The organism is Actinomycetospora sp. ABD4_176, assembly GCF_056311855.1.
Map to the genome: position 1 here is coordinate 5527240 of NZ_CM149974.1, position 22470 is coordinate 5549709.

The 22470-nt window shown below is 74.0% G+C and carries 23 protein-coding genes; 10 read left to right on the forward strand and 13 right to left on the reverse strand.

Going from position 1 to position 22470, the window contains the following annotated elements; genetic code table 11:
- The first annotated feature begins 96 nt into the window (after positions 1-96).
- Positions 97-948, forward strand: a complete 852-nt coding sequence (locus ACYX4T_RS26830; protein WP_476012253.1) for a sulfite exporter TauE/SafE family protein — start codon at positions 97-99, stop codon at positions 946-948.
- A gap of 27 nt (positions 949-975) precedes the next feature.
- On the opposite strand, the gene ACYX4T_RS26835 is transcribed toward ACYX4T_RS26830, so the two are convergent.
- Positions 976-1740, reverse strand: coding sequence for a GAF and ANTAR domain-containing protein (locus ACYX4T_RS26835; protein WP_476012254.1), 765 nt, complete (start codon positions 1738-1740; stop codon positions 976-978).
- 137 nt (positions 1741-1877) lie between these two features.
- Between ACYX4T_RS26835 and ACYX4T_RS26840 the strand changes: the two genes are divergently transcribed.
- A complete protein-coding gene (locus tag ACYX4T_RS26840) occupies positions 1878-3389 on the forward strand; it encodes a class I adenylate-forming enzyme family protein (RefSeq protein ID WP_476012255.1) in 1512 nt (503 codons plus the stop codon).
- Here the strand turns inward: ACYX4T_RS26840 and ACYX4T_RS26845 are convergent.
- The 3 genes from ACYX4T_RS26845 to ACYX4T_RS26855 all read right to left on the reverse strand — a co-directional run bounded on the left by ACYX4T_RS26845 (position 3379) and on the right by ACYX4T_RS26855 (position 5941).
- Positions 3379-4287 (reverse strand): alpha/beta fold hydrolase, encoded by a 909-nt coding sequence (locus tag ACYX4T_RS26845; RefSeq protein WP_476012256.1) that lies wholly within the window; start codon positions 4285-4287, stop codon positions 3379-3381. The two genes, ACYX4T_RS26840 and ACYX4T_RS26845, sit on opposite strands and share 11 nt — an antisense overlap.
- Positions 4287-5663, reverse strand: coding sequence for an FAD-binding oxidoreductase (locus ACYX4T_RS26850; protein ID WP_476012257.1), 1377 nt, complete (start codon positions 5661-5663; stop codon positions 4287-4289). The genes ACYX4T_RS26845 and ACYX4T_RS26850 overlap by 1 nt, the downstream gene beginning before the upstream one ends.
- 68 nt (positions 5664-5731) lie before the next feature.
- Entirely contained in the window at positions 5732-5941 is a 210-nt protein-coding gene (locus ACYX4T_RS26855) for a hypothetical protein (RefSeq protein ID WP_476012258.1), read from the reverse strand.
- A 107-nt stretch (positions 5942-6048) separates the two neighbouring features.
- Between ACYX4T_RS26855 and ACYX4T_RS26860 the strand changes: the two genes are divergently transcribed.
- On the forward strand, positions 6049-6639 hold the full coding sequence (locus ACYX4T_RS26860; RefSeq protein ID WP_476012259.1) for a dihydrofolate reductase family protein: 591 nt from the start codon (positions 6049-6051) through the stop codon (positions 6637-6639).
- A 35-nt stretch (positions 6640-6674) separates the two neighbouring features.
- Here the strand turns inward: ACYX4T_RS26860 and ACYX4T_RS26865 are convergent, their stop codons facing one another.
- Together ACYX4T_RS26865 and ACYX4T_RS26870 are read right to left on the reverse strand one after the other, a co-directional pair.
- On the reverse strand, positions 6675-8141 hold the full coding sequence (locus ACYX4T_RS26865; protein WP_476012260.1) for a GntP family permease: 1467 nt from the start codon (positions 8139-8141) through the stop codon (positions 6675-6677).
- A 111-nt stretch (positions 8142-8252) separates the two neighbouring features.
- Entirely contained in the window at positions 8253-8846 is a 594-nt protein-coding gene (locus ACYX4T_RS26870; protein WP_476012261.1) for a TetR/AcrR family transcriptional regulator, read from the reverse strand.
- Positions 8847-8981: 135 nt separating this feature from the next.
- On the opposite strand from ACYX4T_RS26870, the gene ACYX4T_RS26875 reads away from it, so the two are divergent.
- The 3 genes from ACYX4T_RS26875 to ACYX4T_RS26885 all read left to right on the forward strand — a co-directional run bounded on the left by ACYX4T_RS26875 (position 8982) and on the right by ACYX4T_RS26885 (position 11572).
- The gene (locus ACYX4T_RS26875) at positions 8982-9572 is read left to right on the forward strand and encodes a hypothetical protein (protein WP_476012262.1); all 591 of its coding nucleotides are present in this window, start codon (positions 8982-8984) and stop codon (positions 9570-9572) included.
- Positions 9573-9665: 93 nt separating this feature from the next.
- Positions 9666-10877 (forward strand): thiolase family protein, encoded by a 1212-nt coding sequence (locus ACYX4T_RS26880; RefSeq protein WP_476012263.1) that lies wholly within the window; start codon positions 9666-9668, stop codon positions 10875-10877.
- A complete protein-coding gene (locus tag ACYX4T_RS26885) occupies positions 10874-11572 on the forward strand; it encodes an SDR family oxidoreductase (RefSeq protein WP_476012264.1) in 699 nt (232 codons plus the stop codon). Before ACYX4T_RS26880 ends, ACYX4T_RS26885 begins: the two co-directional genes overlap by 4 nt.
- Before the next feature lie 13 nt (positions 11573-11585).
- Here the strand turns inward: ACYX4T_RS26885 and ACYX4T_RS26890 are convergent, their stop codons facing one another.
- From ACYX4T_RS26890 to ACYX4T_RS26920, 7 genes are all read right to left on the reverse strand, one after another.
- Positions 11586-11897: a hypothetical protein gene (locus ACYX4T_RS26890; RefSeq protein ID WP_476012265.1), complete on the reverse strand. Its 312-nt coding sequence runs from the start codon at positions 11895-11897 to the stop codon at positions 11586-11588.
- A 474-nt stretch (positions 11898-12371) separates the two neighbouring features.
- Positions 12372-13850 (reverse strand): class I adenylate-forming enzyme family protein, encoded by a 1479-nt coding sequence (locus ACYX4T_RS26895; protein ID WP_476012266.1) that lies wholly within the window; start codon positions 13848-13850, stop codon positions 12372-12374.
- An 11-nt stretch (positions 13851-13861) separates the two neighbouring features.
- Positions 13862-14623, reverse strand: a complete 762-nt coding sequence (locus ACYX4T_RS26900; protein ID WP_476012267.1) for an SDR family NAD(P)-dependent oxidoreductase — start codon at positions 14621-14623, stop codon at positions 13862-13864.
- Positions 14620-15255 carry a TetR/AcrR family transcriptional regulator gene (locus tag ACYX4T_RS26905; RefSeq protein ID WP_476012268.1) on the reverse strand — a complete coding sequence of 212 codons (636 nt, stop codon included), beginning with the start codon at positions 15253-15255 and terminating at the stop codon, positions 14620-14622. Before ACYX4T_RS26905 ends, ACYX4T_RS26900 begins: the two co-directional genes overlap by 4 nt.
- A 15-nt stretch (positions 15256-15270) precedes the next feature.
- On the reverse strand, positions 15271-16539 hold the full coding sequence (locus tag ACYX4T_RS26910) for a cytochrome P450 (RefSeq protein ID WP_476012269.1): 1269 nt from the start codon (positions 16537-16539) through the stop codon (positions 15271-15273).
- On the reverse strand, positions 16536-17675 hold the full coding sequence (locus tag ACYX4T_RS26915) for a thiolase family protein (protein WP_476012270.1): 1140 nt from the start codon (positions 17673-17675) through the stop codon (positions 16536-16538). Before ACYX4T_RS26915 ends, ACYX4T_RS26910 begins: the two co-directional genes overlap by 4 nt.
- On the reverse strand, positions 17672-18043 hold the full coding sequence (locus ACYX4T_RS26920; protein ID WP_476012271.1) for a Zn-ribbon domain-containing OB-fold protein: 372 nt from the start codon (positions 18041-18043) through the stop codon (positions 17672-17674). Before ACYX4T_RS26920 ends, ACYX4T_RS26915 begins: the two co-directional genes overlap by 4 nt.
- A gap of 235 nt (positions 18044-18278) precedes the next feature.
- Here ACYX4T_RS26920 and ACYX4T_RS26925 point away from each other — a divergent pair, with 235 nt between their 5' ends.
- The 4 genes from ACYX4T_RS26925 (at position 18279) to ACYX4T_RS26940 (ending at position 22457) form a co-directional block, all read left to right on the forward strand.
- On the forward strand, positions 18279-19388 hold the full coding sequence (locus tag ACYX4T_RS26925) for an LLM class flavin-dependent oxidoreductase (RefSeq protein WP_476012272.1): 1110 nt from the start codon (positions 18279-18281) through the stop codon (positions 19386-19388).
- Complete coding sequence (locus tag ACYX4T_RS26930) at positions 19388-20161, forward strand: SDR family NAD(P)-dependent oxidoreductase (protein ID WP_476012273.1); 774 nt, start codon at positions 19388-19390, stop codon at positions 20159-20161. The genes ACYX4T_RS26925 and ACYX4T_RS26930 overlap by 1 nt, the downstream gene beginning before the upstream one ends.
- A gap of 92 nt (positions 20162-20253) precedes the next feature.
- Entirely contained in the window at positions 20254-21066 is an 813-nt protein-coding gene (locus ACYX4T_RS26935) for an SDR family NAD(P)-dependent oxidoreductase (RefSeq protein ID WP_476012274.1), read from the forward strand.
- Positions 21063-22457, forward strand: a complete 1395-nt coding sequence (locus ACYX4T_RS26940; protein ID WP_476012275.1) for a phenylacetate--CoA ligase family protein — start codon at positions 21063-21065, stop codon at positions 22455-22457. The genes ACYX4T_RS26935 and ACYX4T_RS26940 overlap by 4 nt, the downstream gene beginning before the upstream one ends.
- The last annotated feature ends 13 nt before the right edge of the window (positions 22458-22470 follow it).

Below are 22470 nucleotides of genomic sequence, written 5' to 3' on the forward strand. Positions count from 1 at the left end.
GCCGGACCGGACGGTCGCTAGGGTCGTCGGGACAGGGTGCGCCGGACCTCGTGGCGCGGTCGTCGGGCCCGTGACCGGTCCGCGAGAGGAGTCGCCGTGGTCCGCGCGAGCGGCACGGCGCACGACGTCGCCGTCGAGGGCGGTTCCCGCGCCGGCATCGCGACGATCGGGCTGGTCGGCGGGGTCGTCGGCGGGCTGATCGGCGGGGGCAGCGGGGTGCTCTTCGTGCCCGCGCTCGACCGCTTCACGGCGATGACCCGCGCCCGGGTGCACGGCACGTCGACCATCGCCAACATCGGCGTCTGCGTCGCCGGCGCCGCGACCTACGCCGTCGGCGGCGGCGCGCTGGACCTGCGGGTCGGGACCGGGATGCTCGTCGGCGGCACGTTCGGCGGGCTGCTCGGGCCGTGGCTGCTCGCCCGGGCCCGCGAGACGGTGCTGCGGGTCCTGCTCATCGCGATCCTGCTGATGGCCGCGGGCAAGTTCACGCTCGACGCCGTCGACCCGGCGCTCCTGCGCCACGCGCTGGTGCCGGCGGAGCTCCTCGCGGACCCGTGGTTCGTGGTGCCGACGACCGTCCTGGTGGGGCTGGTGATCGGGGCCTGGTCCGGGGCGATGGGCCTGGGCGGGGGGCTGCTGGCGGTGCCGGCCCTCGTCCTGCTCTTCGGCGTGGAGCTGCACGTCGCCGCGGGGACGTCGTTGCTGATGTTCATCCCGAACTCGGTCGTCGGGTCGGTGGTGCACGTCCGCCAGGGCACGGCGTCGGCGCGGTGGGGGTGGCTGCTCGGGCTGACCGCCGCGCCCGGCGTCGTCGCCGGTGCCGTGCTCGGTCTGGCCCTCGACGCGGAGGTCCTCGGGCTGGTGTTCGCGGTGTTCGCGCTGCTCATGGCGATCCGGGAGATCCTCGCGCTGCGACGGCGGACGCGGCGGCGCGACGACCTCCGCTGACGTCCGAGCAGGGTGCCGCACGCCGCCTCAGCGTCGGTCGGTGCCGCTCTTCTTCTCGGCCTCGCCGGCGAGCCACTCGGCGACCTTGACCAGCTTCATGTTCGTGTTCTGCGACGACTCGACGAGCATCGAGAACGCCTGCGCCTGCCCGACGCCGAAGCGCTCCATGAGGATGCCCTTGGCCTGCCCGATGACGTCGCGGCTCTCGAGGGCCGTGTGCAGGCCCTGGACGCGCTGGGCGCCGTGCAGCACCAGGGCCGCCTGCGCGGCGAAGAGCCGGCCGGCGTCGACGGTGCTCTCGTCGAACACGTGCGGTCGCGAGGCGTAGAGGTTCAGGGCCCCGGCGCTGCCGCGCTCGGCGAAGAGCTGGAAGGACATCAACGAGCCGATGCCGAGCTCCTGCGCCGCGCGCGCGTAGCGGGGCCAGCGGTGTTCCGCCTCGCCCATGTCGTCGATGACGGTGCGCTGCTCGTGCCAGATGGACTCCAGGCACGGTCCCTCGCCCAGCGCGTTCTGCAGCTCGTCGATCTGGCGCACGACGTCGGTGCTCGGGGCGTACGACTCGACCCGCCGGCCGTCCTCGACGAGCGAGACGCCGGCCTGCTCGACGTGCGGGACCGTCTGGATCGCGCCCCGCACCACGAGCGTGAGGGTGTGCTCGACACCCTCCTCACCCCGCTCCAGCAGGTTCCGGGCCGCCTGCTCCAGCGTGCGCGCCAGGTCCTCGCCGACGCGTGCGTCGGCTCCCGGGTGGACGTGCTCCCGCTCGTCACTCTCCCGTGTGGACGCCATGCGAAGAGAAATACCCACGAACGTAAGGAGGCGACACGTTCGAGGCCCGGTGACGCTGAACGCCCGGTCGCCCTCGGCGGCGGCCTCACCCGGTCGGCCGATGGTCCGCTCTTCGATCAGCAGGGACGGTACGGAGCGTGATCGACACGGCGACCCAGGCCGCCCTCCCCGAGGTGCACCCGTCCGTCGAACAGATCGTCGCCGCGCTGTCGGCGGCGGGGGAGCGCGTGGTGCTGCGCCACCCCGACGGGGCAACCACGGGCGCGGAGCTGCTGGCGGCCGTCCACCGCTACGCCCGCGCGCTGTCGAGTCTCGGTATCGGTTCCGGCGACCTCGTCGCCCAGTACGCGCCGAACCGACCCGACGCGCTCGCGGTGCGCTACGCGACGCACCTGGTCGACGCGGGCGCGGTGTACCTGTCGGCCCCGCCCGGGCCCGAGCGCCGCGCGCGCCAGCTCGAGCAGATCGACCCGCGGCTGGTCGTGGTGTTCCCGCAGACCGCGCACTGGCTGCCCGGGACGACGGCGCCGGTCGCCGCGGTCGGTCCGGTCGAGGGCGTGCCGTTGCGCCTCGACGAGCTCGCCGCCGCGCAGTCGCCGGAGGCGTTCGCGTCGCGCTCGCAGCTGGGCGATCTCGGCACGGTGCTGTCCTCGGGCGGCACCACCGGCATCCCCAAGGCGAGCATCCGCGACGTCGCCGCGTGGGCCGCCGCGGTCGCGACCCCGCCGCGTCCCGAGCGGCGCCAGCTCGCGTCGGGCGCGGAGGCCTACCTGACGCAGATCCTCGTCGCCCAGACGATCATCGGTGGAGGCGTGGTGGTGCTGCGCGACGACTCCGAGCCCGCCGCCCTGCTCGCGCAGATCGAGACCGAGCGGATCACCGACCTCTTCCTCGTCGAGCCCCAGCTGGTCGCGCTGATGGACCACCCCGACGTCGCCCGCCGCGACCTGTCGAGCCTGCGGACGCTGACCCACATCGGCGCGTCCGCGCCGCCCGCGCTGCGCCGCCGCGCCCGCGAGCGGCTGGGCCCGGTGGTCCAGCACACCTACGGCGCCAGCGAGATCGGCATCGTCAGCGCCCTGCGCCCGGCCGAGCACGACCCCGACGACCCCGAGCGCGCCACCAGCGCCGGGCGGATCCTGCCCGGCGTCGAGGTCCGGTTCCGCCGCACCGACGGCACCCTCGACCCGGACCACGGCAGCATCGAGGTGCGCTCGCCCGCGATGGCCCACGGCTACCGCAACCGCCCCGTCGAGCAGGCCGAGCACTTCGTCGACGGCTGGTACCGCACCGGCGACCTCGGGCGTCTCGGCGCCGACGGGCACCTCCACGTCCTGGGGCGTGCCGCCGACTGCGCGGTCGTCGACGGGCGCCTGGTCACCCCGACCGGCATCGAGGACACGCTGATGCGGCTGCCGGCGGTGCGCTACGCGGTCGTCGTCGCCGACCTCGCCCGCGACCGGCGCGTGGCCGCGGCACAACCGTGGCCCGGCACGGACGTCGATCCGGCGGCGTGCCGCGACGCGGTGGCCGCCGAGCACGGGGAGGCCGTCGCGGCGACCCTGGTCGTCGTCCCCCTCGACGAGACGCCGCTCACCGAGCAGGGCAAGCCCGACCGCGCCGCGATCCTGGCCCGGGTCACGTCCTGAGCCGGGGCGTCCCTCGCTCCCGCAGGAACGCGACGACCCGCGCCTGCGCCTCAGCGGCGTCGGGGTGGGTGTAGAGGGCGAGGTGGGTGCCGGTGTCGAGGGTGAGCAGCTCGGCGCCGGGGATGGTGCTCGCGGCGAAGGTGCTGTGCGCCGGGGGCAGGTCGCTGTCGGCGCTGCCCTGCACGACCAGCGTCGGCGCGGCCACCTTCTCCAGCTCGAGCGAGGTGATCGCGGCGAACCGGTCGAGGTCGTTGTGGTAGCCGGCGCGGCGGTGGGCGTCGGGGACCGCGGTCGGGCCGAGGGCGAGGGCGAGGTCGCGCTTGTCCGGGTCGGCGAGGACCTCCCGGACGCGCTGCGTGAGCTGCTCCTCGGTGAGGTCGCCCTCGCCCGCGAGCTCGCCCCGGATGTACTGCTCGGGCTGGTGGGCGGCGAGCAGCCGCAGGAGCCAGCGGCCCGGTGCGGTGGTGAACATCAGTCGGGTCGCGAGGTCCTGGTCGGGCGGGTCGTAGGCCCGGCTCACCGCGGCGTTCGCGACGAGGGCGCCGACGCGCTCGGGGTGGCGGACGGCGAGCCGGTACCCCGCGGGCCCACCGCCGGACCAGGTGTAGACGCCGGCGCGGTCGACGCCGAGGTGGTCGAGGAGCGCGGCGAGCAGGTCGGCCTGCTCGTCGATGCCCTCCCGGCCCGCGAGCGGCGTGCGCAGGTAGCCGGGACGGGAGAGCAGGATCGCCGCGACGCCGTCGCGGGGGAGGATCCGTGCCATGAGAGCCGCGGCGTCGATGCCGCCGGGGCTGCCGTGCACGACGAGGACCGGTGTCCCGGTGCCGACGACGGCGTACTCGACGGGCCCCGACGCGGTCTCGGTGACCTCGGCGACGTACGCGGGTGCCCGGTCCATCACGGCTCCTCGGCGCCCGCTCGCGGCGGGACGTTGTGGTTCATGCGGAACAGGTTGCCCGGGTCCCAGGCCGTCTTGATCTCGACGAGACGGTCCCAGCGGTCGGGGTCGTAGGCGGCGCGGACGTCGGCCGGCGTGACGTGCGGGCCGGCGAGGAAGTTGACCAGCGCGCCGCCACTGCTCCAGGGGCGCAGGTCGTCGAGCAGCGCCTGCTCCGCGGCGCCGTCGGCGGCGGTGGGACCGCCCGGGTGCGGGTAGGCGGTGGCGTAGACCGTGTAGGCGCCGTCGCGGTGCCCGACCGCGTTGGGCACGGCGGGATCGCGGCCCAGCGCCCCGCCCATCTGGCGGATCTCGGTGACGAACGGGGCGTGCGGCCCGGCGTGGCGCAGGATCGTCGCGACGGTGTCGTCGTCGGCGGCGTGCAGGACCAGCGAGCGGCTGTTGGTGGCGCGCGGGCTCGTCGGGTCGTTGTGGATGCTGCCGACGTCGGTGACGGGCATCGTGCGCACGGTGTCGGCGAGCGGCGTCGCGACCTGCCGGATCGGGGCGATGACCTGCTCGCAGCGGTCGGGGCTCCCGGTGGAGCTGACCCGCACGTGGGCGCACCAGCGGGCCCGCAGCGGCGCGGGCACGGCCGGCAGGTCGGGGAAGGTCATGACCGCCGCGGACAGGCTGATCTCGTCGAGGGCGTCGCGGCCGGCCGCGAGCAGGGCGGTGAGCACCGCGCCCGCGTCCTCCCCGGGGAAGAACAGCCCGCCGCCGTAGAGCTCGGCGAGCTCGACCAGCCCGATCTGCATCCCGGTGACCACGCCGACGTTGCCGCCACCGCCGCGCAGCGCCCAGAACAGATCGGGGTGCTCGTCGGCGGTCACGCGCCGCGGGACGCCGTCGGCGGTGACCACGTCGAGGCGGCGCACGTGGTCGGCGGAGAAGCCCCAGCGCCGTCCCAGCACGCCCAGCCCGCCGCCGAGGGTGTAGGACACGGCGCCGACCGCCGGCGCGGAGCCCGCCAGCGGGGCGAGCCCGTGCGGCGCCGCCTCGTGCAGCACCCGGCTCCACACCGCGCCGGCCTCGACCCACGCCGTGCGGTCGGCCGGATCCACGCGCACCGCGTCGGCCCGCCGCGTCGTGATGAGCAGGGCGTCGTCGGCGGGCGCGGTGATGCCGTGGCCGGTGGCCTGCACGCCGACCGCGAGCCCCTGCTCGAGCGCGTGGCGCACGCCGGCCACCACGTCGGCCGCCCCGAGCGCGCCGACGATCACCGCGGGGTGCTGGTCGACGGCGAGGTCGAAGCCCGCGAGCTCGGCGGCGTAGCCGTCGTCACCGGGTCGCAGGACGGGACCCTGGATCCCGAGTCGGCCCCCGAGGCGTGACACCGCGTCATCATCGGGCCCGCCGAGAGCGGGATCATCGGCCGTCCGGGTGGTGGTCCCGCTCGCCCCGGTCAGAGCACGAGGAGCCCGATGACGAGTGCCAGGGCGACGAGGACCAGCAGGACCGCGATGCCGACGGCGAGCCCGCGCCCGCCCCGGCCGTCCGCGGGCGCCTTCTCGTCCCTCCGCGTGCGCGGACCCTGCTGGTGGTGGTGGCGGCTGCGGTCGTGCTCCGCGGCGGGGTCGTCCCGCGTCGGGCCGTGGTCGGCTGCACCGGTCATCCCGGTGGTTGCCCGCCGGGTGCGGATGTCGAATCCGGCCAGGTCCCGTTCGTCGCCAGGGTGAGGGACCGGCGTCGGGCCGGTCCACCGTGCCGACGGAGGACACCGTGACCGCCACGTACACGCTCGACGTCTTCGCCAGCCTCGACGGCTACGGCTCCTACGGTGCCGACGGCGACTGGGGCGGCTACTGGGGCAAGCAGGGGCCCGAGCTCCTCGACCACCGCCTCGCCTCGTTCGCCGAGCCGCAGCGGATGGTCCTCGGGGCCACCACGTTCCGGGTCTTCGCGTCCATGCTGGCCGAGAGCACCGAGGAGTCCGAGGTGCGCGACCCGTGGGTCGACCGCATGCGCGCGATGCCGCTGACCGTGGTGTCGTCGACGCTGCAGGGCCCGCTCGACTGGCCCGACGCCACGGTGGCGAGCGGCGACGCCGTCGAGGTCGTCTCCCGGCTCAAGCAGGAGTCCGACGTGCCGCTGCGCTCGCACGGCAGCCTCACGTTGAACCGGGCGCTCATGGCCGCCGGGCTGGTCGACCGTCTTCAGATCACGATCTTCCCCGTGATCACGGGGCGGACCGGCACGGAGCCGGTCCTCGGGGGCATGCCGGACGTCGACCTGGAGCTGCTCGAGCACCGGACCCTCGACGGCCACACCCAGGAGCTCGTCTACCGGCCCACCCGGCACGTCACCCGCTGACGCGGCCGGGGGTGGGGACGGCCACGCCGCGGCGTTCAGACGACGAGGCTGAGCGCCGCGGCGATGAGGAACCCGATCACGCCGATGAGCGTCACCATCACCGTCCACGTGCGCAGGGTGGTCCAGACGTCCATGTCCAGGAACCGGCCGACCAGCCAGAAGCCCGAGTCGTTGACGTGGGACAGCGCGGTGGAGCCACCGGCGATGGCGATGACCACGAGCGCGACGTCGAAGGGCGACATCCCGGCGGCCGCGACGGCCGGCGCGACGAGGGCCGCCGTCGTCAGCAGCGCGACCGTGGCCGAGCCCTGCGCCACCCGCAGGCACAGGGCGATGACGAAGGCGGCGACGATGACGGGCAGGCCGAGCGCGCTGAGCGACGCGGTCAGGGCCGTCCCGATGCCGCTGGCCTGCAGGACCTCGCCGAACATGCCCCCGGCACCGGTGATCAGGATGATCGAGCAGATCGGGCCGAGCGACGAGTTGAGCAGCTCCTCGGTCTCCTCGCGGGTGAACCGCTCGCGGGCGAGGACGACCAGCGCCACGAGCAGGGTGATCAGCAGCGCGATGGGGGTCTCCCCGACCAGGCGCAGGGAGACGACCCAGGTGGCGTCCTCGGGGACGGCGCCGTAGGTCCCGAGCGTGTTCAGGCCGGTGTTGAACAGGATGAGCACCAGCGGGAGCAGGAGCAGCGTGACGACGGTGCCGAACGCCGGCGCCCGGACCGGGGTCGCGGTGACGGTGCCCCCGGACGAGCCGGACGAGCCGCCGTCCTGGCCCTCGTCGGAAACGGGCCCGTCGTCCCGGTCGTCCCTGGTGCCACCGTCACCCGGGTACTGCCCGAACATGGTGGGCACCGGCAGGTCGATGCGGGCGCCGATCCACCGGGAGAACAGGTAGGACGCGAGGAACCACGTCGGTAGACCGACCACCAGTCCCGCGACCACGAGGAGCCCGATGTCGGCATCCAGCAGGTTGCCGGCGCCGACCGGACCCGGGTGGGGCGGCACGAACGCGTGCATCAGCGCGAGGGCCCCGGCCGAGGGCAGGGCGTAGAAGAGCAGGGACCCCCCGAAGCGCCGGGCCACGGTGAAGATGATCGGCAGCAGGATCACGAAGCCTGCGTCGAAGAAGATCGGGAAGCCGAACAGCAGCGACGCGACGCCGAGCGCCATCGGCGCGCGCCGTTCGCCGAAGCGGGAGATGAGGCTGTCGGCGAGCACCTGCGCGCCGCCGGTGACCTCGAGCAGCTTCCCGAGCATCGCCCCGAGGCCGACGAGCAGGGCGACCTCGGCCAGGGTAGAGCCGAAGCCGTCGAGCAGCGTGTCGACGAGCTCGGACACCGGTAGTCCCGTCGCGACACCGGTCAGCACGCTCACGAGGATCAGGGAGACGAAGGCGTGCAGCCGGAACCCCATGATCAGTACCAGGAGCAGCGCGACGGCGCCGACCGCGATGAGCAGGAGCGGCGTCGTCCCGAGCGCCGGAGCCGGTTGGTCCACGGTGTCCTCCCGGAGGTGCGGACCGGTGCGCCGTCGGGCCACCGGACGGGTCCCAGATCAGAACAGAACACCCCTCCCGGTGACCAGGGGCCACGCGGACGCCGGCCCGCGTCAGTGGAGCAGGGTGAGCAGGCCCTCGAGGCCCCGCCGGAACGCCGCGCCGACGTTCTCGGCGCCATCGAGGGAGGCGCCGGTCATCGCGCCGTCGCGCATCATCGCGAAGTGCGCCGCGGCGTCCTCCGGCCGACCGCGTCGCGGTGAGTCCTCGAAGACCTCGGCGAACAGCCCGGACAGCGTGGCGACGTACCAGGCGCGGTGGTCGAGGATCAGCCGCCGCACGGGGTCGTCGGGGTCGGGGTACTCGGCCGCGGCCTTGAGGAACGCGCAGCCGCGGAACCCCGGGTCGGTCAGGTCGTCGGTGACGGCGGCGCCGATGGCCCGCAGCGCGTCGGCCGGCGACGCGGCGCCCTCGACGGCGGCCTGCACCCCGGCGCGGGTGCGGGCGTCGACACCCGCCAGGTAGGCCAGGACGAGGTCCTCCTTCGAGGGGAAGTGCCGGTAGAACGTCGCCCGCGTCGTCGGCACCTCGGTGAGGATCCGCTCCACCCCCACGGCCCGGATCCCCTCGCGGTAGAACAGCGCGCTCGCCGTGGCCAGCAGGCGTTCCCGGGCCTCGGAGTGGCCGGAGCGGGTCGGGGTCGACACGCGTCGACGGTAACAGAAAGAACGGTCGGTCTTGTTGTCACCGCCCCGATGTGCCAGCCTCGTCCACAGCGCAAGAGAGAACGGTCTTTCTGCCCGACGCTCGTCGGGACGCGCCGTCGACGAGAGGAACCTGCCATGACCACCGCCACCACCACGCCGGCTGCGCCCGCCGGCGCCCCGACGCTCCGGCGGCTCCACGCCGCGCGGGCCGTCTTCGCCCTCGTCTGGGCGGTCCTGCTCGTCCTCGCCGCGTCGAGCGCCGACGTGGAGGCCGGAGTGGGGGCCGGAGTGGCGGCCGCCGTGCTGCTCGTGCTGTACCCGGTGGTCGACGCGGCGGCGGCGGTGGTCGACGCCCGCCACGGCCGGGCCGGCGGATCGACCGGGGCGCTGGCCGTCAACGTGGCGATCAGCCTGGTCGCCGCCGTCGGTCTCGCCGTCGCCCTGTCCTCCGGGGTCCCGGCCGTCCTGCGGGTGTGGGGCACCTGGGCGGTCGTGGCCGGCCTCGTGCAGCTCGCCGTCGCTCTCCGGCGGCGCCACCTCGGCGGACAGTGGGCGATGATCGTCAGTGGGGGCCTCTCGGTGCTGGCAGGGGTGGCGTTCGTCCTCACCGCCCCGGCGGCGTCGCTGGTCGGCGTGGCCGGCTACGCCCTGCTCGGCGGGCTGTTCTTCCTGGTCTCGGCGCTGCGGCTCGGTGCGGCGGGACGGGGTGGCCGGCCCGGCGCGTGACCGGCGCGACGGTCGCTTGCTTCTCGTTCCAACGGGGAGCCGGATCGGGACCGATCGGTCCGGGACCGTCCGGTCCGTCTCGGAGGAGGAGCCATGAGGGACGCGGTCATCGTCGACGCCGTACGCACCCCGCTCGCGAAGGGCAAGCCGAGCGGGGCGTACGCCGGGGTGCACCCGGTGGAGCTGCACGCGCACGTCCTGCGGGCGCTGGTCGACCGGACGGGCCTCGACCCCGCCGAGGTGGACGACGTCATCGGCGGCGTGGTCGGCCAGGTCGGCGAGCAGAGCGGCAACACCACGCGCTTCGCGGCGCTGGCGGCGGGCTTCCCCGAGTCGGTGCCCGGGGTGACGGTCGACCGGCAGTGCGGCTCGAGCCAGCAGGCGCTGTCGTTCGCCGCCCAGGGCGTGGTCGCCGGTGCCTACGACATCGCGATCGCCTCCGGCGTGGAGTCGATGTCGCGCATCCCGATCGGCAGCCAGACGCAGGTCGACGGGGTGCGCCAGGACGTCGCCGGCCCGTCGGTCGGCGCCCGCTACGCGCCCGGGCTCGTCCCGCAGGGCGTGAGCGCCGAGCTCATCGCGCGCCGGTGGGGCTTCTCGCGCGACCGGCTCGACGCGTTCGCCCTGGCCAGCCACCAGAAGGCCGCCGCGGCGTGGGCCGAGGGCCGCTTCGCGGGCGAGGTCGCCCCGCTCAAGGCCACCCGCGCCGACGGGTCGGTCGCCCAGCTCGAGACGGACGAGACCGTCCGCCCCGGCACCACCGCCGAGGTGCTGGCCGGCCTGCGGCCGGCGTTCGCCGACCCGCGCTGGACCGAGCGCTTCGGCCCGCTCGACTGGGCGGTGACCGCCGGCAACGCGAGCCCGGTCAACGACGGAGCCGCCGCCCTGCTCGTCACCACGTCGGAGATCGCGGCCGCCCACGGCTGGACGCCCCGAGCGCGCGTGCACACGGCCACCGTCACCGGCGACGACCCGGTCCTCATGCTCACCGGGATCATCCCCGCCACCGCGAAGGTCCTCGCCCGCGCCGGGCTCGCGCTGGGCGACGTCGACGCGTTCGAGGTCAACGAGGCGTTCGCGTCGGTGGTGCTGGCCTGGCTGGCCGAGACCGGCGCCGACCCGACGAGGGTGAACGTCAACGGCGGTGCCATCGCCATCGGGCACCCGCTCGGCGCCAGCGGGGCGCGGCTCGCGACCACCCTGCTCGGCGTGCTCGAGCAGACCGGCGGGCGCTACGGCCTGCAGACCATGTGCGAGGCCGGCGGCACCGCCAACGCCACCATCGTCGAGAGGCTCGACCGATGATCATCTCCGGGACGACCGCCCTGGTCACCGGCGCGAACCGGGGCCTCGGCGCGGCGCTGGTCGAGGAGCTGCTCGCCCGCGGCGCGGGCACCGTGTACGCGGCCGCGCGCGACCCCCGCCGGCTCGCGCACCCGGACCCGCGCGTCGTGCCGCTGCTCCTCGACGTCACCGACCTGCGCACGATCCGCGAGGCCGCCGCGCGGGCCGACGACGTCGACCTGCTCGTCAACAACGCCGGCGTCGGCGGCGCCGGGTCGCTGCTGATCGCGGACCCCGAGCGCGCCCGCGCCGAGATGGAGACCAACTACTGGGGCCCGGTCGCGGTCCTGCGCGCGTTCGCGCCCGTGCTCGCGGGTCGCGGCGGGGGCACGGTCGTCAACGTGCTCTCCGCGCTGGCGTGGGCGGCGGCGCCGTGGGCCGGCTCCTATGGGGCGACCAAGGCGGCCGCGTGGTCGTTCACCAACAGCGCGCGGGCCGAGCTCCGCGCGCAGGGCACGCACGTGGTCGGCGTGCACCTGGGGTTCATGGACACCGACATGGTCGCCCACCTCGACGTGCCGAAGATCGCGGCGCCCGACGTCGCGGCACGCATCCTCGACGCGGTCGCGGCCGACGACGACCAGGTGCTCGCGGACGCCCCGAGCCACACGCTGAAGGGGGCGTTGGCGGGCCCGCCGGCGGGCCTCGAGCTCTGACGACCCGCGAGGGTCACGGCCGGCCGCCCCGTCGATGGGCCCGCACCGCCCACACCACGCTCGCGACCGCGACGGCGACGAGGGCGGCCACCGGGCTCCACAGGTTCGCCGGTGACGGCAGGAGCGCGGTGATCACCGCGAACACCGAGGCCGCGGCCAGGACCAGCACGACCGTGCGCCACCGCAACCGCGGCGCCCCGGGCTCGGCCGGTCGACGGCGGGCGGTGCGGCGGTAGCCCTGCACGATCTCGTCGAACGCGCGCGCCTCGCGGTCGTCGAGGGGGCGCCGCCCGTCACCGGGCGGGAGGGCGGGCGGCTGGTTCACGGGCACCTCGGGTCGGACGGGCGGAGCAGGGCGCGACCGGTGCCGGCCGCGGACGGGGACCAGCGTGCCGGGCGCCCCCGTTCGCTCCCGGTTCGTTTCCCGGGCCCCATCGGGTCGGCGGGGCGTGGAACCCGGGTGTCCGCGACGGTCGGCGATCACACCGGCCGGAGCGCGCCGGTTCGCTGCGACGGTCGGTGATCTCCCGCAGGTCGGTGAGGACGCGCCGCAGCTGCCCACCCGCCGAGGTGGGCCTCCCACTCCGCTCCACACGGGCCACGACCGCCCGCGAGGCCTCCACGCCGCGGTGTCCCGCTCGGTGGTCCGGACGAGCCGCGCGCCGTGGCGCATGGGCTCGCCGTTCTGGGCCGGGCCTGCGTGGGCTGCAGCTCGTCGCCACCGACACCGCGTGGGTCCGGGTACGGCGCGCCGGGCTGAGGTCCTCGACGACGAGCAGCGCGCGCCGGCCACTGGACGTCAGCCGATCGCGCGACCTCGACCCGCCCAGTGCGGAGCCCGGAGGGCCTTCTTGTCGACCTTCCCGAACGGCGTCACGGGGAGGTCGTCGACGAGCTCGGCGGACTTCGGGCGGGCGTAGGCGGCGAGCCGGTTGCGGCACCACGCCAGGACCTCGTCCACGTCGACGGACCCGACGAGCACCGCGTGCACGGCCTCGCCCCAGTCATCGTGCGGAACCCCGATCACCGCCACCTGCGAGACCGACGGGTGGCTCGCGAGCACGTCCTCCACCTCGCGGCAGTAGACGTTCATCCCGCCACTGATCACCATGTCCGCGCGCCGGTCGCGCAGGTGCAGGTACCCGTCCGCGTCGAGGAGACCGACGTCGCCGGTACGGATCCAGCCGCCCGGGAGGAACTTCTCGGCGGTCGCCGACGGGTCGTCGAGATAGCTCTCGAGGACGTAGGGCGAGCGCAGGCAGACCTCGCCCGTCTCCCCGGTCGGGGCCGTCTCGGACCGGTCGTCGACGACGGCCACGTCGGCCATGATCGACGGGCGGCCGCAGGAGTCGAGGAGCCACGGGCGGGCCGGGTCGTGGTCGTCCTTGGCCAGTCGGGTGCCCCAGTTCGGGCACTCGGTCTGGCCGTAGAGCTGCACGAAGACCGGCCCGAAGACCTCCAGGGCGCGGGCGAGCCGATCAGGCGTGATGGGGGCGGCGCCGTAGACGACGGTCCGCAGCCCGAACTCCTCGGGGTCGCCGATGGCGTCGAGCAGGCGGTAGAGCATCGTCGGGACGAGGAAGGTCCACGTGATCCCGCGACCGCGGAGGGCGGCGAGCACGGTGTCGGCGTCGAACTCGGGCTCGATGACGCTGGTCGCGCCCCGGAGCAGCGCGGACTGCGCGAACAGGCCCGCCGCGTGGGCGAGCGGCGTGGTCAGCAGCAACCGGTCGTCCTGCACGATCTCGGCCTCCAGCAGCTGGGCGTACTGGAGGGCGACGACCGATGCCTGGGTGTGAACGACGCCTTTCGGCCTCCCGGTCGTCCCGCCGGTGAAGTAGATCGCCGCCCGGGCGTCGGGGCCGATCGACGGGGGAGCGGGCGGGGGCGCCGCCGACGGTGCGGCGAGGTCGTCCACCAGGATCACCGGGCCCGGGACCGCCACGCCGATCGCCGGGTCGACGATGGTCACGCGGGCCCGGGTCGTCGCCACGATGTGGCGCACCGTGTCCGCCGGCAGCAGGGTGTTGACCGGCACCTTCACGGCGCCCAGTCGCATGACCGCCACGTCGGCGACGACGAACTCGACGCCGTTGACGAGGTGGAGCGCGACCGGCTCGCCCGGCCCGACGCCGCACTCCTGCAGCTGCGCGGCGACCGCCGCGGACCAGCGGTCGAGGTCGGCGAAGGTCCAGCGTCGTCCCCGCGACTCGACGGCGATCCGGTCGCGGTGCCGATCGAACGCGGCGGTGAACTCCGCTCCCAGGGTTGTGCGCACCACGTGTCCCTTCAGTGCATCGCCATGCCGCCGTCGACGCCGAGCGTGGTCCCGGTGATGTAGGAGCCGGCGTCGGACGCGAGCAGCAGCAGCGGGCCGTCGAGCTCGTCGAGGCGACCGATCCGGCCGAGCGGCGTGATGGCGCGGACCGACGCGGCGCCGCTGTCGTGCGAGAGCAGCGGGTCGGTCATCTCGGACGCGAAGAACCCCGGCGCGAGCGCGTTGACCCGAATGCCGTGACGCGCCCACTGGCGGGCGAGGTCGCGGGTCATCCCCAGCAACCCGGCCTTCGATGCGGAGTACGCGGCCTGGGGGATGTCGCTGGTGGCGAGCGCGAGGGCGGAGGAGACGTTGACGACGGAGCCGCCGCGTCCGGCACCGATCATCGCCCGTCCCGCGGCGACCGCCACGTGGTAGGCGCCGAGCAGGTTGACCTCGAGCAACCGCGCCGCCTGCGCCGGGTCGTCGCGCTCGCTGCGCCGCGCGTAGCCGGCGCCGGCGTTGTTGACCAGGACGTGCAAGCCGCCCAGGCCCTCGACGGCGGCGTCGATCAACGCCGAGCACGCCGCGGCGTCGGTGACGTCGGTCGGTACGGCGAGACAACGCCGCCCCTCGGCCTCCACCGACGCGGCGACCGTCGCGAGCATGTCGGCGCGCCGCGCGGCCACGACGACGTCCGCCCCGGCGCGCGCGAGGACGACGGCGAAGTGCGCGCCGAGCCCCGACGAGGCCCCGGTGACGACGGCGACGCGACCGTCGAGGCGGGAGCTCACGGCGCGGCGATCGGGTCGGGCAGCGCGCCGAGCATCGCGCGCATGCTGCCCCCGGCCGCGAGACCGCCCAGGGCGAGCGCGAACAGCTGGTCCGCGAGGCGGATGTCCTCCTCCTCGCCGTGCGGCGTGAACCAGTGCTGCATCCAGTCGATCATGCCGACGATCGCGCGCGCGACGATCCGCGGCTCGGCGGCCAGCGAGAACTCACCGCACGCGGCGCCCTCGGCCACGAGCGCCTCGACGGCCTCCATGTACCGCGCGTCCATCCGCCGGAATTCGGCGAAGCGCGCCGACTGCTCGAGGCGTCCGAGGTGCTCGAGGTAGACGAACGCGGCCGGGTAGTACTCGCTGAAGATCCGGACCTGCATCCGCACGAGCTCGCGGAGCCGGATCGCGACCCCGCTGTCGGTGTCGGCGAGCAGGCGCTCCAGCTCGTCGAGCAGGGCCCGGGCGGGCTGCTCGACGACGGCGAGGAGGAGGTCCTCCTTGCTGTCGACGTAGTTGTAGACGCTGCCCTTGAGGATGCCGACGCGGGTGGCGATGCCCTCGAGGGTCGCGTTCTCGTACCCGTGCTCGCGGAACTCCTGGCCGGCGGCCTGCAGGATCTCCGGCCAGCGGCTGGGACGGGGCATGGGGGACTCCGGGGGTCAGGGCGTGAACTGCGCGGGGAAGCGTTGCATGCCGCGCGAGAGCAGGACGGGATGCCACTCCAGCGGCTCGTCGGTGAGCCGGAGCCCCGGCAGGCGGGCGAACGCCCGGGGGATCGCGATCGACGCTTCGAGCCGGGCGAGCGGGGCGCCCAGGCAGTAGTGCGTGCCGATCCCGAACCCGAGCTGGCCGGACTTCTCGCGCGTGATGTCGAACGTGTCCGGGTCGGCGAACACCTCGGGATCGCGGTTGGCGGACGACGGGCTGAGAAACACGCGCTCCCCGCGGTGCAGCACGCGGCCGCGCAGCTCGACGTCCTCACCCATCACCCGCGCGACAGTTTTCGCAGGTCCGTCGAACCGCAGCGCCTCCTCGACGGCACCGGCGACGAGCTCGGGCCGGGCACGCAGGCGGTCGCGTTGCTTGGGGTTCCGCAGCAACGCCAGCATCCCGCTCCCGATGAGGTTCGTCGTCGTCTCGTGCCCGGCGAACAGCAGCAGGACCCCGGTGGAGATGACCTCGTCGTGGCTCAGCGCGTCCTTCTCGTCGCGGGCACTGATCATCGCGGAGATGAGGTCGTCAGCCGGCTCGCGCTCGTGGCGGCGGACGAGGTCCGACAGGTACGACGTCAGCTCGCCCATGCCCCGGGCGCCGACCGCGTGCCGCGACGCGTCGCCCATGCCACCGAAGACGAGCCCGGTGATCTGGTCGGACCAGTCCTTGAACTGCTCGCGGTCCTTGCGGGGCACGCCCAGCATGTCGGCGATCACCGAGGCGGTCAGGGGGTACGCGAAATCGCCGATGAGGTCGACGCCGCCGGCGTCCCGAGCGGCGATCCCGTCCAGGAGCTCCGACGCGATCACCTCGATCGAGGAGGTCATCCGCGTGACCGCGCGCGGGGTGAAGGCGCGGCTGAGCAGGCGGCGTAGACGCCTGTGGTCAGGCTGGTCCTTGAACACCATCCAGCCCTCGAGCACCTCGAACGCCGCGCGCACGCCGGGGTCGGTGTCGGGGCCCTCGAGCTTGGCGCGGCGGTAGGGCGTGATCCGGTCGGACGAGAAGCGCTCGTCGCGCAGTGCGGCGAGGACGTCGTCGTAGCGCGTGACGAACCACGAGCGGTACCGGGTGCTCCAGTGCACGGGGTCGTGCTCGCGCAGGGCCGCGAGCAGCGGGTACGGGTCGGCGACGGCCTCGGCGCTGAGCAGGTCCGCGCGCTCGAGGTCGTGCTGGGGCGTTCCCCCGCCGCTGCGCTTGCCCCCGCGGGTCACCGGGCCTCCAGCAGCGCGACCACGCAGGCGTTGCCGTCGAGTACCGAGACGCCCCCGCCCATCGTCTCGACGAGCCCGAGGCGCGCCCCCTCGACCTGCCGCGCCCCGCACTGCCCGCGCAACTGCCAGGTGATCTCCGCGAGCTGCGCGAGACCGGTGGCGCCGAGGGGGTGGCCGCGGGAGAGCAGCCCACCCGACGGGTTGACCGGGTGCGCGCCCCCGAGGGTGGTGACACCGCCGGCCGCGGCCTTGCCGCCGTCGCCGGGCGGCACGAGGCCGAGGGCCTCGGTGGTGACGATCTCGCCGATCGTGAAGGCGTCGTGGACCTCGACGACGTCGACGTCCCTGGTGGCGTCGACACCGGCGGCGGCGAGGGCGTCGCGGGTGGTGTCGGCGACGACGTCGTGACCCCAGACGTGGGCGGAGCGGTGGTTCCAGGGCGCGCCGCTGCGCAGCGCCGTGCCGCGCACGACGACCTCACCGGCGGCACCGGTCGCCGCCGTGAGCACCGCCGCGGCGGCCCCATCCGACGTCGGGCAGCACTGCAGCAGCGTCAACGGGTCGGCGATCATGCGCGACGTCAGCACCTCGTCGACGCTGTAGCGCCCGGAGTACTGCGCGCGCGGGTTGTGCACGGCGTGGGCGTGGTTCTTCACCGACACCGCGGCGAGCTGCTCGGGGGTGGCGGCGCCGGTGTGCAGGTAGCGGGCGGCGCTCATCGCGTACATGGCCGGCATCGCGAGCCCGGCCCGTCCTTCGGGGTCGGTGGCCTCGGGGGTGATGGCGCCGGAGAAGGCGGTGCTCATCTGCTCGAGGCCGAGCGCCAGCACCCGTCCGTAGCGCCCGGTGCGGACGGCCTCGTGCGCCTCGACGAACGCCGTGGTGCCGCTCGCGCAGGCGTTCTCGACGGTGACGATCGGGACATCTGTGATCCCCATGGCGCGCAGCACGCGCTGGGCGACACCGGCCGGCCCGAACACGGTGCCGACCCAGACGGCGTCGACACCCTCGACGCCCGCGTCGGCGAGCGCCTCGCCGACCGCGTCGTACGCCAGGCCCACCAGGTCGCGGTCGGGCTGTCGGCCGAAGTGGGACGTCCCGACGCCGGCCACCGCCGTGGTCGATCGGGGGCTCACCGCACCACCTCCACCTGCAGGTCCCCTTCGTCGGAGGCGCCGATCAGCCAGGCCGGGCCGCCGATCGGGGCCGGCTCGTCCCCGGCCACGTGGGCGAGCACGCGCGGCCCGTCGTCGAGATCGACGTAGGCCAGGGAGTACGGCGGGGTGTGCCCGGGCACGGCGATCCGGACGACTGTGCTGCTCCAGACGGTGCCTCGCGGCCCGAAGTGCGCCTCATCCACCGCGCAGCCGCACGCCGGGCACCGCGGCCAGGCGTAGGCCACCGGCTCGGCGCAGGCGCGACAACGACGGCCCACGACGACCCAGTCGCCGTGATCCGTGCGGTGGACCTCCGGGCGCGGATCGGGGCCCGTCGGAGAGGGCATGAGCACTCCTGCGTCTCGGCTGGCGGCCCCATGTAAGCAAACGAAAGGTCGGTTAACAACCAGCGGTGAGCGAGGTTTGGACGCGGTGAAAGCCGCACAGCACGACCATCGTGCTGACCTTGACACCACGCGTGAGCCGTACCACAGTGATTCCGACACCGATGGCAAACGATCGTTTGCCAACGCCGACCCGCCCCGTGAGTGCGCGCTCGAGTCGAGCAGGAGGAACCGATCGATGAAGTTCGGCTTTTTCACCATGCCGGAGCACCCGCCGATCGAGAACTGGACGCTGTCCTACGACCGCGACATCGCCGCGATCGTCGAAGCGGAGCGGCTCGGGTTCTCGGAGTACTGGATCGGTGAGCACCACACGGGCGGGTACGAGAACGTTCCGGTGCCGGAGTTCATGATCGCCAAGGCGTCGGCGGTGACGCACCGGATCCGGCTGGGCACGGGCGTGGTGAACCTGCCGTACCAGGACCCCTTCATGGTCGCCGAGCGCCTCGCGTTCCTCGACCACCTCACCCACGGCCGGCTCGAGTACGGCTTCGGCGGGGGTGGGCTGCCCACCGACAAGGCACTGTTCGGGCTCGAGCCGTCGGAGGCCGCGCCGCGGACCAACGAGGCGCTCGAGATCATCTGGCAGCTGCTGACGTCCGAGGACCCGGTCAGCTACGAGGGCGTGTACTGGAAGTACGAGAACCGCCAGCTGCAGGTCGGCCCGTACCAGGACGTCCCGCCGTTCGCGATCGCCGGCCTGACCGGTACGCACAACTACGCGAAGTGCGGCGAGAAGGGCTGGAAGCCGCTGTCGGTGCACTTCGCGCCGACCGACAACGGCACCTACATGGACGCCCCGGACCTCAAGGCGATGGGCGCCGCGATGCTCGAGGCCGGCAACCGCGCCGGGATCGCCGAGTCGGTGACCCGCGAGAACTGGCGCGTCGTGCGCGAGGTCTATGTGACCGACGACAAGGACCAGGCGCTCCGCGACATCCGCGAGGGCGTCAAGCTCTCCTACGACTACCTGTTCGGCCTGGGGCTCGGCGCCCTGATGAAGATCGGCGACGGGATGACCGACGCCGACCTCACGCTCGACTGGATGGTCGAGAACATCCCCTGGATCGTCGGCAGCCCCGAGGAGTGCACCCGACAGATCAAGGAGCTCGAGGAGGAAACCGGCGGCTTCGGCACGCTGCTGATCAACTGCCGCGACTGGGTCACCACCGACAAGTGGAACCGCTCGCTGGAGATGTTCGCCCGCTACGTGAAGCCGAACTTCGAGGCCAACCAGCGGATGGCCCGCCGGCAGCAGATGGCCAACGTCGCGCTCGGGATCGCCTGATGGCGCACGGGATCACCCGCCTCGAGGGGCGGGTTGCCGTCATCACCGGCGGCGTGCAGGGGATCGGCCGCGCGGTGGCGCTGCGCCTCGCCGGCGAGGGCGCCACTGTGATCATCGGTGACCTGCAGGACGACGACTCCACCGCCAAGCAGATCATCGCCGACGGTGGGCAGGCCACCCACATCGTCATGGACACCCGCCAGCGGGACGACTGGAAGCGCCTCATGGACGAGGCGATCGGCGGTCACGGCCGGCTCGACATGCTCGGCAACATCGCCGGGGTTACCAACACGTTCGGCCCCGACAACGTCGTCGACCTGGACGACGTCGGCTGGGACCACGTCGTGGGCACCGACCTGCGCGGCGTCTGGCTGGGCATGCAGGCCGCGATCCCGCGCATGCTCGAGAACGGTGGCGGGAGCATCGTCAACATCGGCTCGATGGCCGCGCTCAAGGGCCTCGAGAACCTCGCGGCCTACTCGGCGGCCAAGGGCGGCGTGGTGAGCCTGACCCAGCAGGCGGCCATGGAGTACGGGCCCCGGGGCGTCCGCATCAACTGCATCTGCCCGGGCACGATCGACACCCCGATCCTCGCCGGCATCACCGACAGCATGCGGAAGAACTTCGAGGCCGCCCACATCATCCCGCGTCTCGGCAGGCCCGAGGACATCGCGGCGGCCGCGGCCTTCCTCTTCTCCGACGACGCCGCCTTCTGCACCGGCGAGATCCTCCCGGTCGACGGCGGCTGGAACACCAAGGGCAGCGCCGGCTGACAGGCCGGTGCAGCGCGGGACCGGCGTCTCCCCCCGGCGTCGGTCCCGCGCGACCTCCTGCGACGAACCCTGGCGACGACCGAAGGAGACGCATGGACCTCGCTGGACAGACCGCCGTGGTCACCGGGGCCGGCAGCGGCATCGGCAAGGGGATCGCCGCGGCGTTGCTCGAGCGCGGCGCGAACGTCGTCGGCCTCGAGATCGAGCCGGCCAACATCAAGTCGGCGACCGACGAGCTCGCTGGTGGCAAGCGCCTCGCCTGGTCGGAGGGCTCGGTCAGCGTCGCCGTGGACGTGGACGCCGCGTTCGACCTCGCCGAGAGCCGCTTCGGCACGGTCGACCACCTGGTCAACAACGCCGGCACCGCCTCGCTGTCGCTGGTCGTCGACACGAGCGAGGACGACTGGGACCTCATCGTCGACACCTGCCTGAAGGGCACGTTCCTGTGCACCAGGGCGTTCGCCCGCCGCGCGCTCGCCGCGGGCCGGGGTGGCACGGTCGTCAACATCTCGTCGCTCAACGCCGTGGCGGCCACCGACGGCCTCGGGCACTACTGCGCCGCCAAGGCCGGGGTCATGAACTTCACCAAGGTCTGCGCCGGTGAGCTCGGGCGCCACGGCATCCGGGTGAACGCGATCGGGCCCGGCACCGTCAACACGCCGCTGGGCGCCGGCTTCACGGTCGGGCAGATCGGCCAGGAGTTCCTCGACCGCACCCTGGTGGGGCCCCCGCGGCACCAGGAGCCCTCCGACATCGCCGACGTCGCGCTGTTCCTCATGTCGCCGGCGGCGGGCCGGATCACCGGCCACTTCATCCCCGTCGACGGCGGCCAGCACGTGCGCGGCCTGCACTCGTACTGGGACGTCGCCGAGGCCCAGGGCATCGTCGCGCGGCCGGCGTCGTGACCACCGAGGCCCGGCCGCAGGCGGTGGCGGCCCTCGACGACCGCGGGTTCCCGCGCTTCTGGGACGCCGAGCGGGAGACCCGCGACCTCGCCGAACGCGACCGGATCATCCTCGAGCGCCTGCAGCACCAGCTGCGCTACGCGTACGACGAACTCCCGTTCTACCGGCGCCATTACGACGCCCACGGCTTCCACCCCGACCAGGTGCGGTCGCTCGAGGACTTCACCGCCCGGGTCCCGGTGATCACCAAGAAGATGCTGATCGCCGACCAGCGCGAGCACCCGCCCTTCGGCAGCTACACGCCCGAGCTCGCGCCGGGGCAGATCGCCCGCATCCACGGCTCGTCGGGCACGTCGGGGACGCCGACGATGTACGCCGTCTCGCACGGCGACTGGCGGCGCGCCGCCGACGTCCACGCCATGGCCCAGTGGTGCGCCGGCATCCGGCCCGACGACCTCGTCCAGGTCGGCTTCCCGTTCGGCCTGTTCTTCGGCGGCTGGGGCGTCGTGCAGGGCGCCGAGCGCATCGGGGCCACCGTCTTCCCGCTCGGCGTCACCGACTCGCAGCGGCACCTCGAGCTGATCACCACACTGGGCTCGACGGTCTTCAGCGCCACGCCCTCCTACTGCATCCACCTGCTCTCGGTCGCCGAGCGCCTCGGCATCGACCTGGCCGCGAGCAGCGTGCGGCGCATCCTGGTGGGCGGCGAGCCCGGCGGCAGCCTGCCGGGGACGCGGAAGATCATCGAGGAGGGTTGGGGAGCGATCGCCAGCGACGCCGGCTCCACCTCGGAGATGTACCCGTTCCAGACCAGCGTCGGCTGCGAGGCCGGGACCGGCACGCACCTCATCACCGACGAGGTGTTCACCGAGGTCGCCTCCGCGGACGACCTCAACGTGGCGGTGCCGGCCGGCGAGCGCGGCGCGGTCGTCTACACCCACCTCTGGCGCGAGTCCCAGCCGATGATCCGGTTCGCGCCCGGGGACGAGACCTACCTGGCGACCGACCCGTGCCCGTGCGGGCGCACCTACCCGCGCCTCCCGGAGGGGATCCTCGGCCGCCTCGACGACATGCTCGTCATCCGCGGCGCGAACGTCTTCCCCAGCGCGGTCGAGATCGGCCTGCGCACCGTGCCGGAGCTCGGACCCGAGTTCCGCATCCGGGTGAGCAAGGTGGGCGCGCTCGACGAGATGGCGGTCGAGGCCGAGCTCACCCACCGGGCGTCGGGTGCGCTGCCCGCCGACGAGCGCGAGGAGCTGGTGCGTCGCGTCGAGGACGCGCTGCGCCGCAGCGTCCACATCCGCGTGCCGGTGACGCTGCTCGAGCCCGGGACCCTCCCCGAGACGACGTTCAAGGCCCGCCGGGTCGTGGACGAGCGACCGCAGGGCTGACCCCGGCGGTCGG

Excerpts from the sequence above, each read along its gene's own strand:
- ACYX4T_RS26835 (WP_476012254.1), bottom strand. The coding sequence starts at position 1,740 with ATGGCGTCCACACGGGAGAGTGACGAGCGGGAGCACGTCCACCCGGGA.
- ACYX4T_RS26845 (WP_476012256.1), bottom strand. The coding sequence starts at position 4,287 with ATGGACCGGGCACCCGCGTACGTCGCCGAGGTCACCGAGACCGCGTCG.
- ACYX4T_RS26855 (WP_476012258.1), bottom strand. The coding sequence starts at position 5,941 with ATGACCGGTGCAGCCGACCACGGCCCGACGCGGGACGACCCCGCCGCG.
- ACYX4T_RS26875 (WP_476012262.1), top strand. The coding sequence starts at position 8,982 with ATGACCACCGCCACCACCACGCCGGCTGCGCCCGCCGGCGCCCCGACG.
- ACYX4T_RS26880 (WP_476012263.1), top strand. The coding sequence starts at position 9,666 with ATGAGGGACGCGGTCATCGTCGACGCCGTACGCACCCCGCTCGCGAAG.
- ACYX4T_RS26885 (WP_476012264.1), top strand. The coding sequence starts at position 10,874 with ATGATCATCTCCGGGACGACCGCCCTGGTCACCGGCGCGAACCGGGGC.
- ACYX4T_RS26905 (WP_476012268.1), bottom strand. The coding sequence starts at position 15,255 with ATGCCCCGTCCCAGCCGCTGGCCGGAGATCCTGCAGGCCGCCGGCCAG.
- ACYX4T_RS26920 (WP_476012271.1), bottom strand. The coding sequence starts at position 18,043 with ATGCCCTCTCCGACGGGCCCCGATCCGCGCCCGGAGGTCCACCGCACG.
- ACYX4T_RS26925 (WP_476012272.1), top strand. The coding sequence starts at position 18,279 with ATGAAGTTCGGCTTTTTCACCATGCCGGAGCACCCGCCGATCGAGAAC.
- ACYX4T_RS26930 (WP_476012273.1), top strand. The coding sequence starts at position 19,388 with ATGGCGCACGGGATCACCCGCCTCGAGGGGCGGGTTGCCGTCATCACC.
- ACYX4T_RS26935 (WP_476012274.1), top strand. The coding sequence starts at position 20,254 with ATGGACCTCGCTGGACAGACCGCCGTGGTCACCGGGGCCGGCAGCGGC.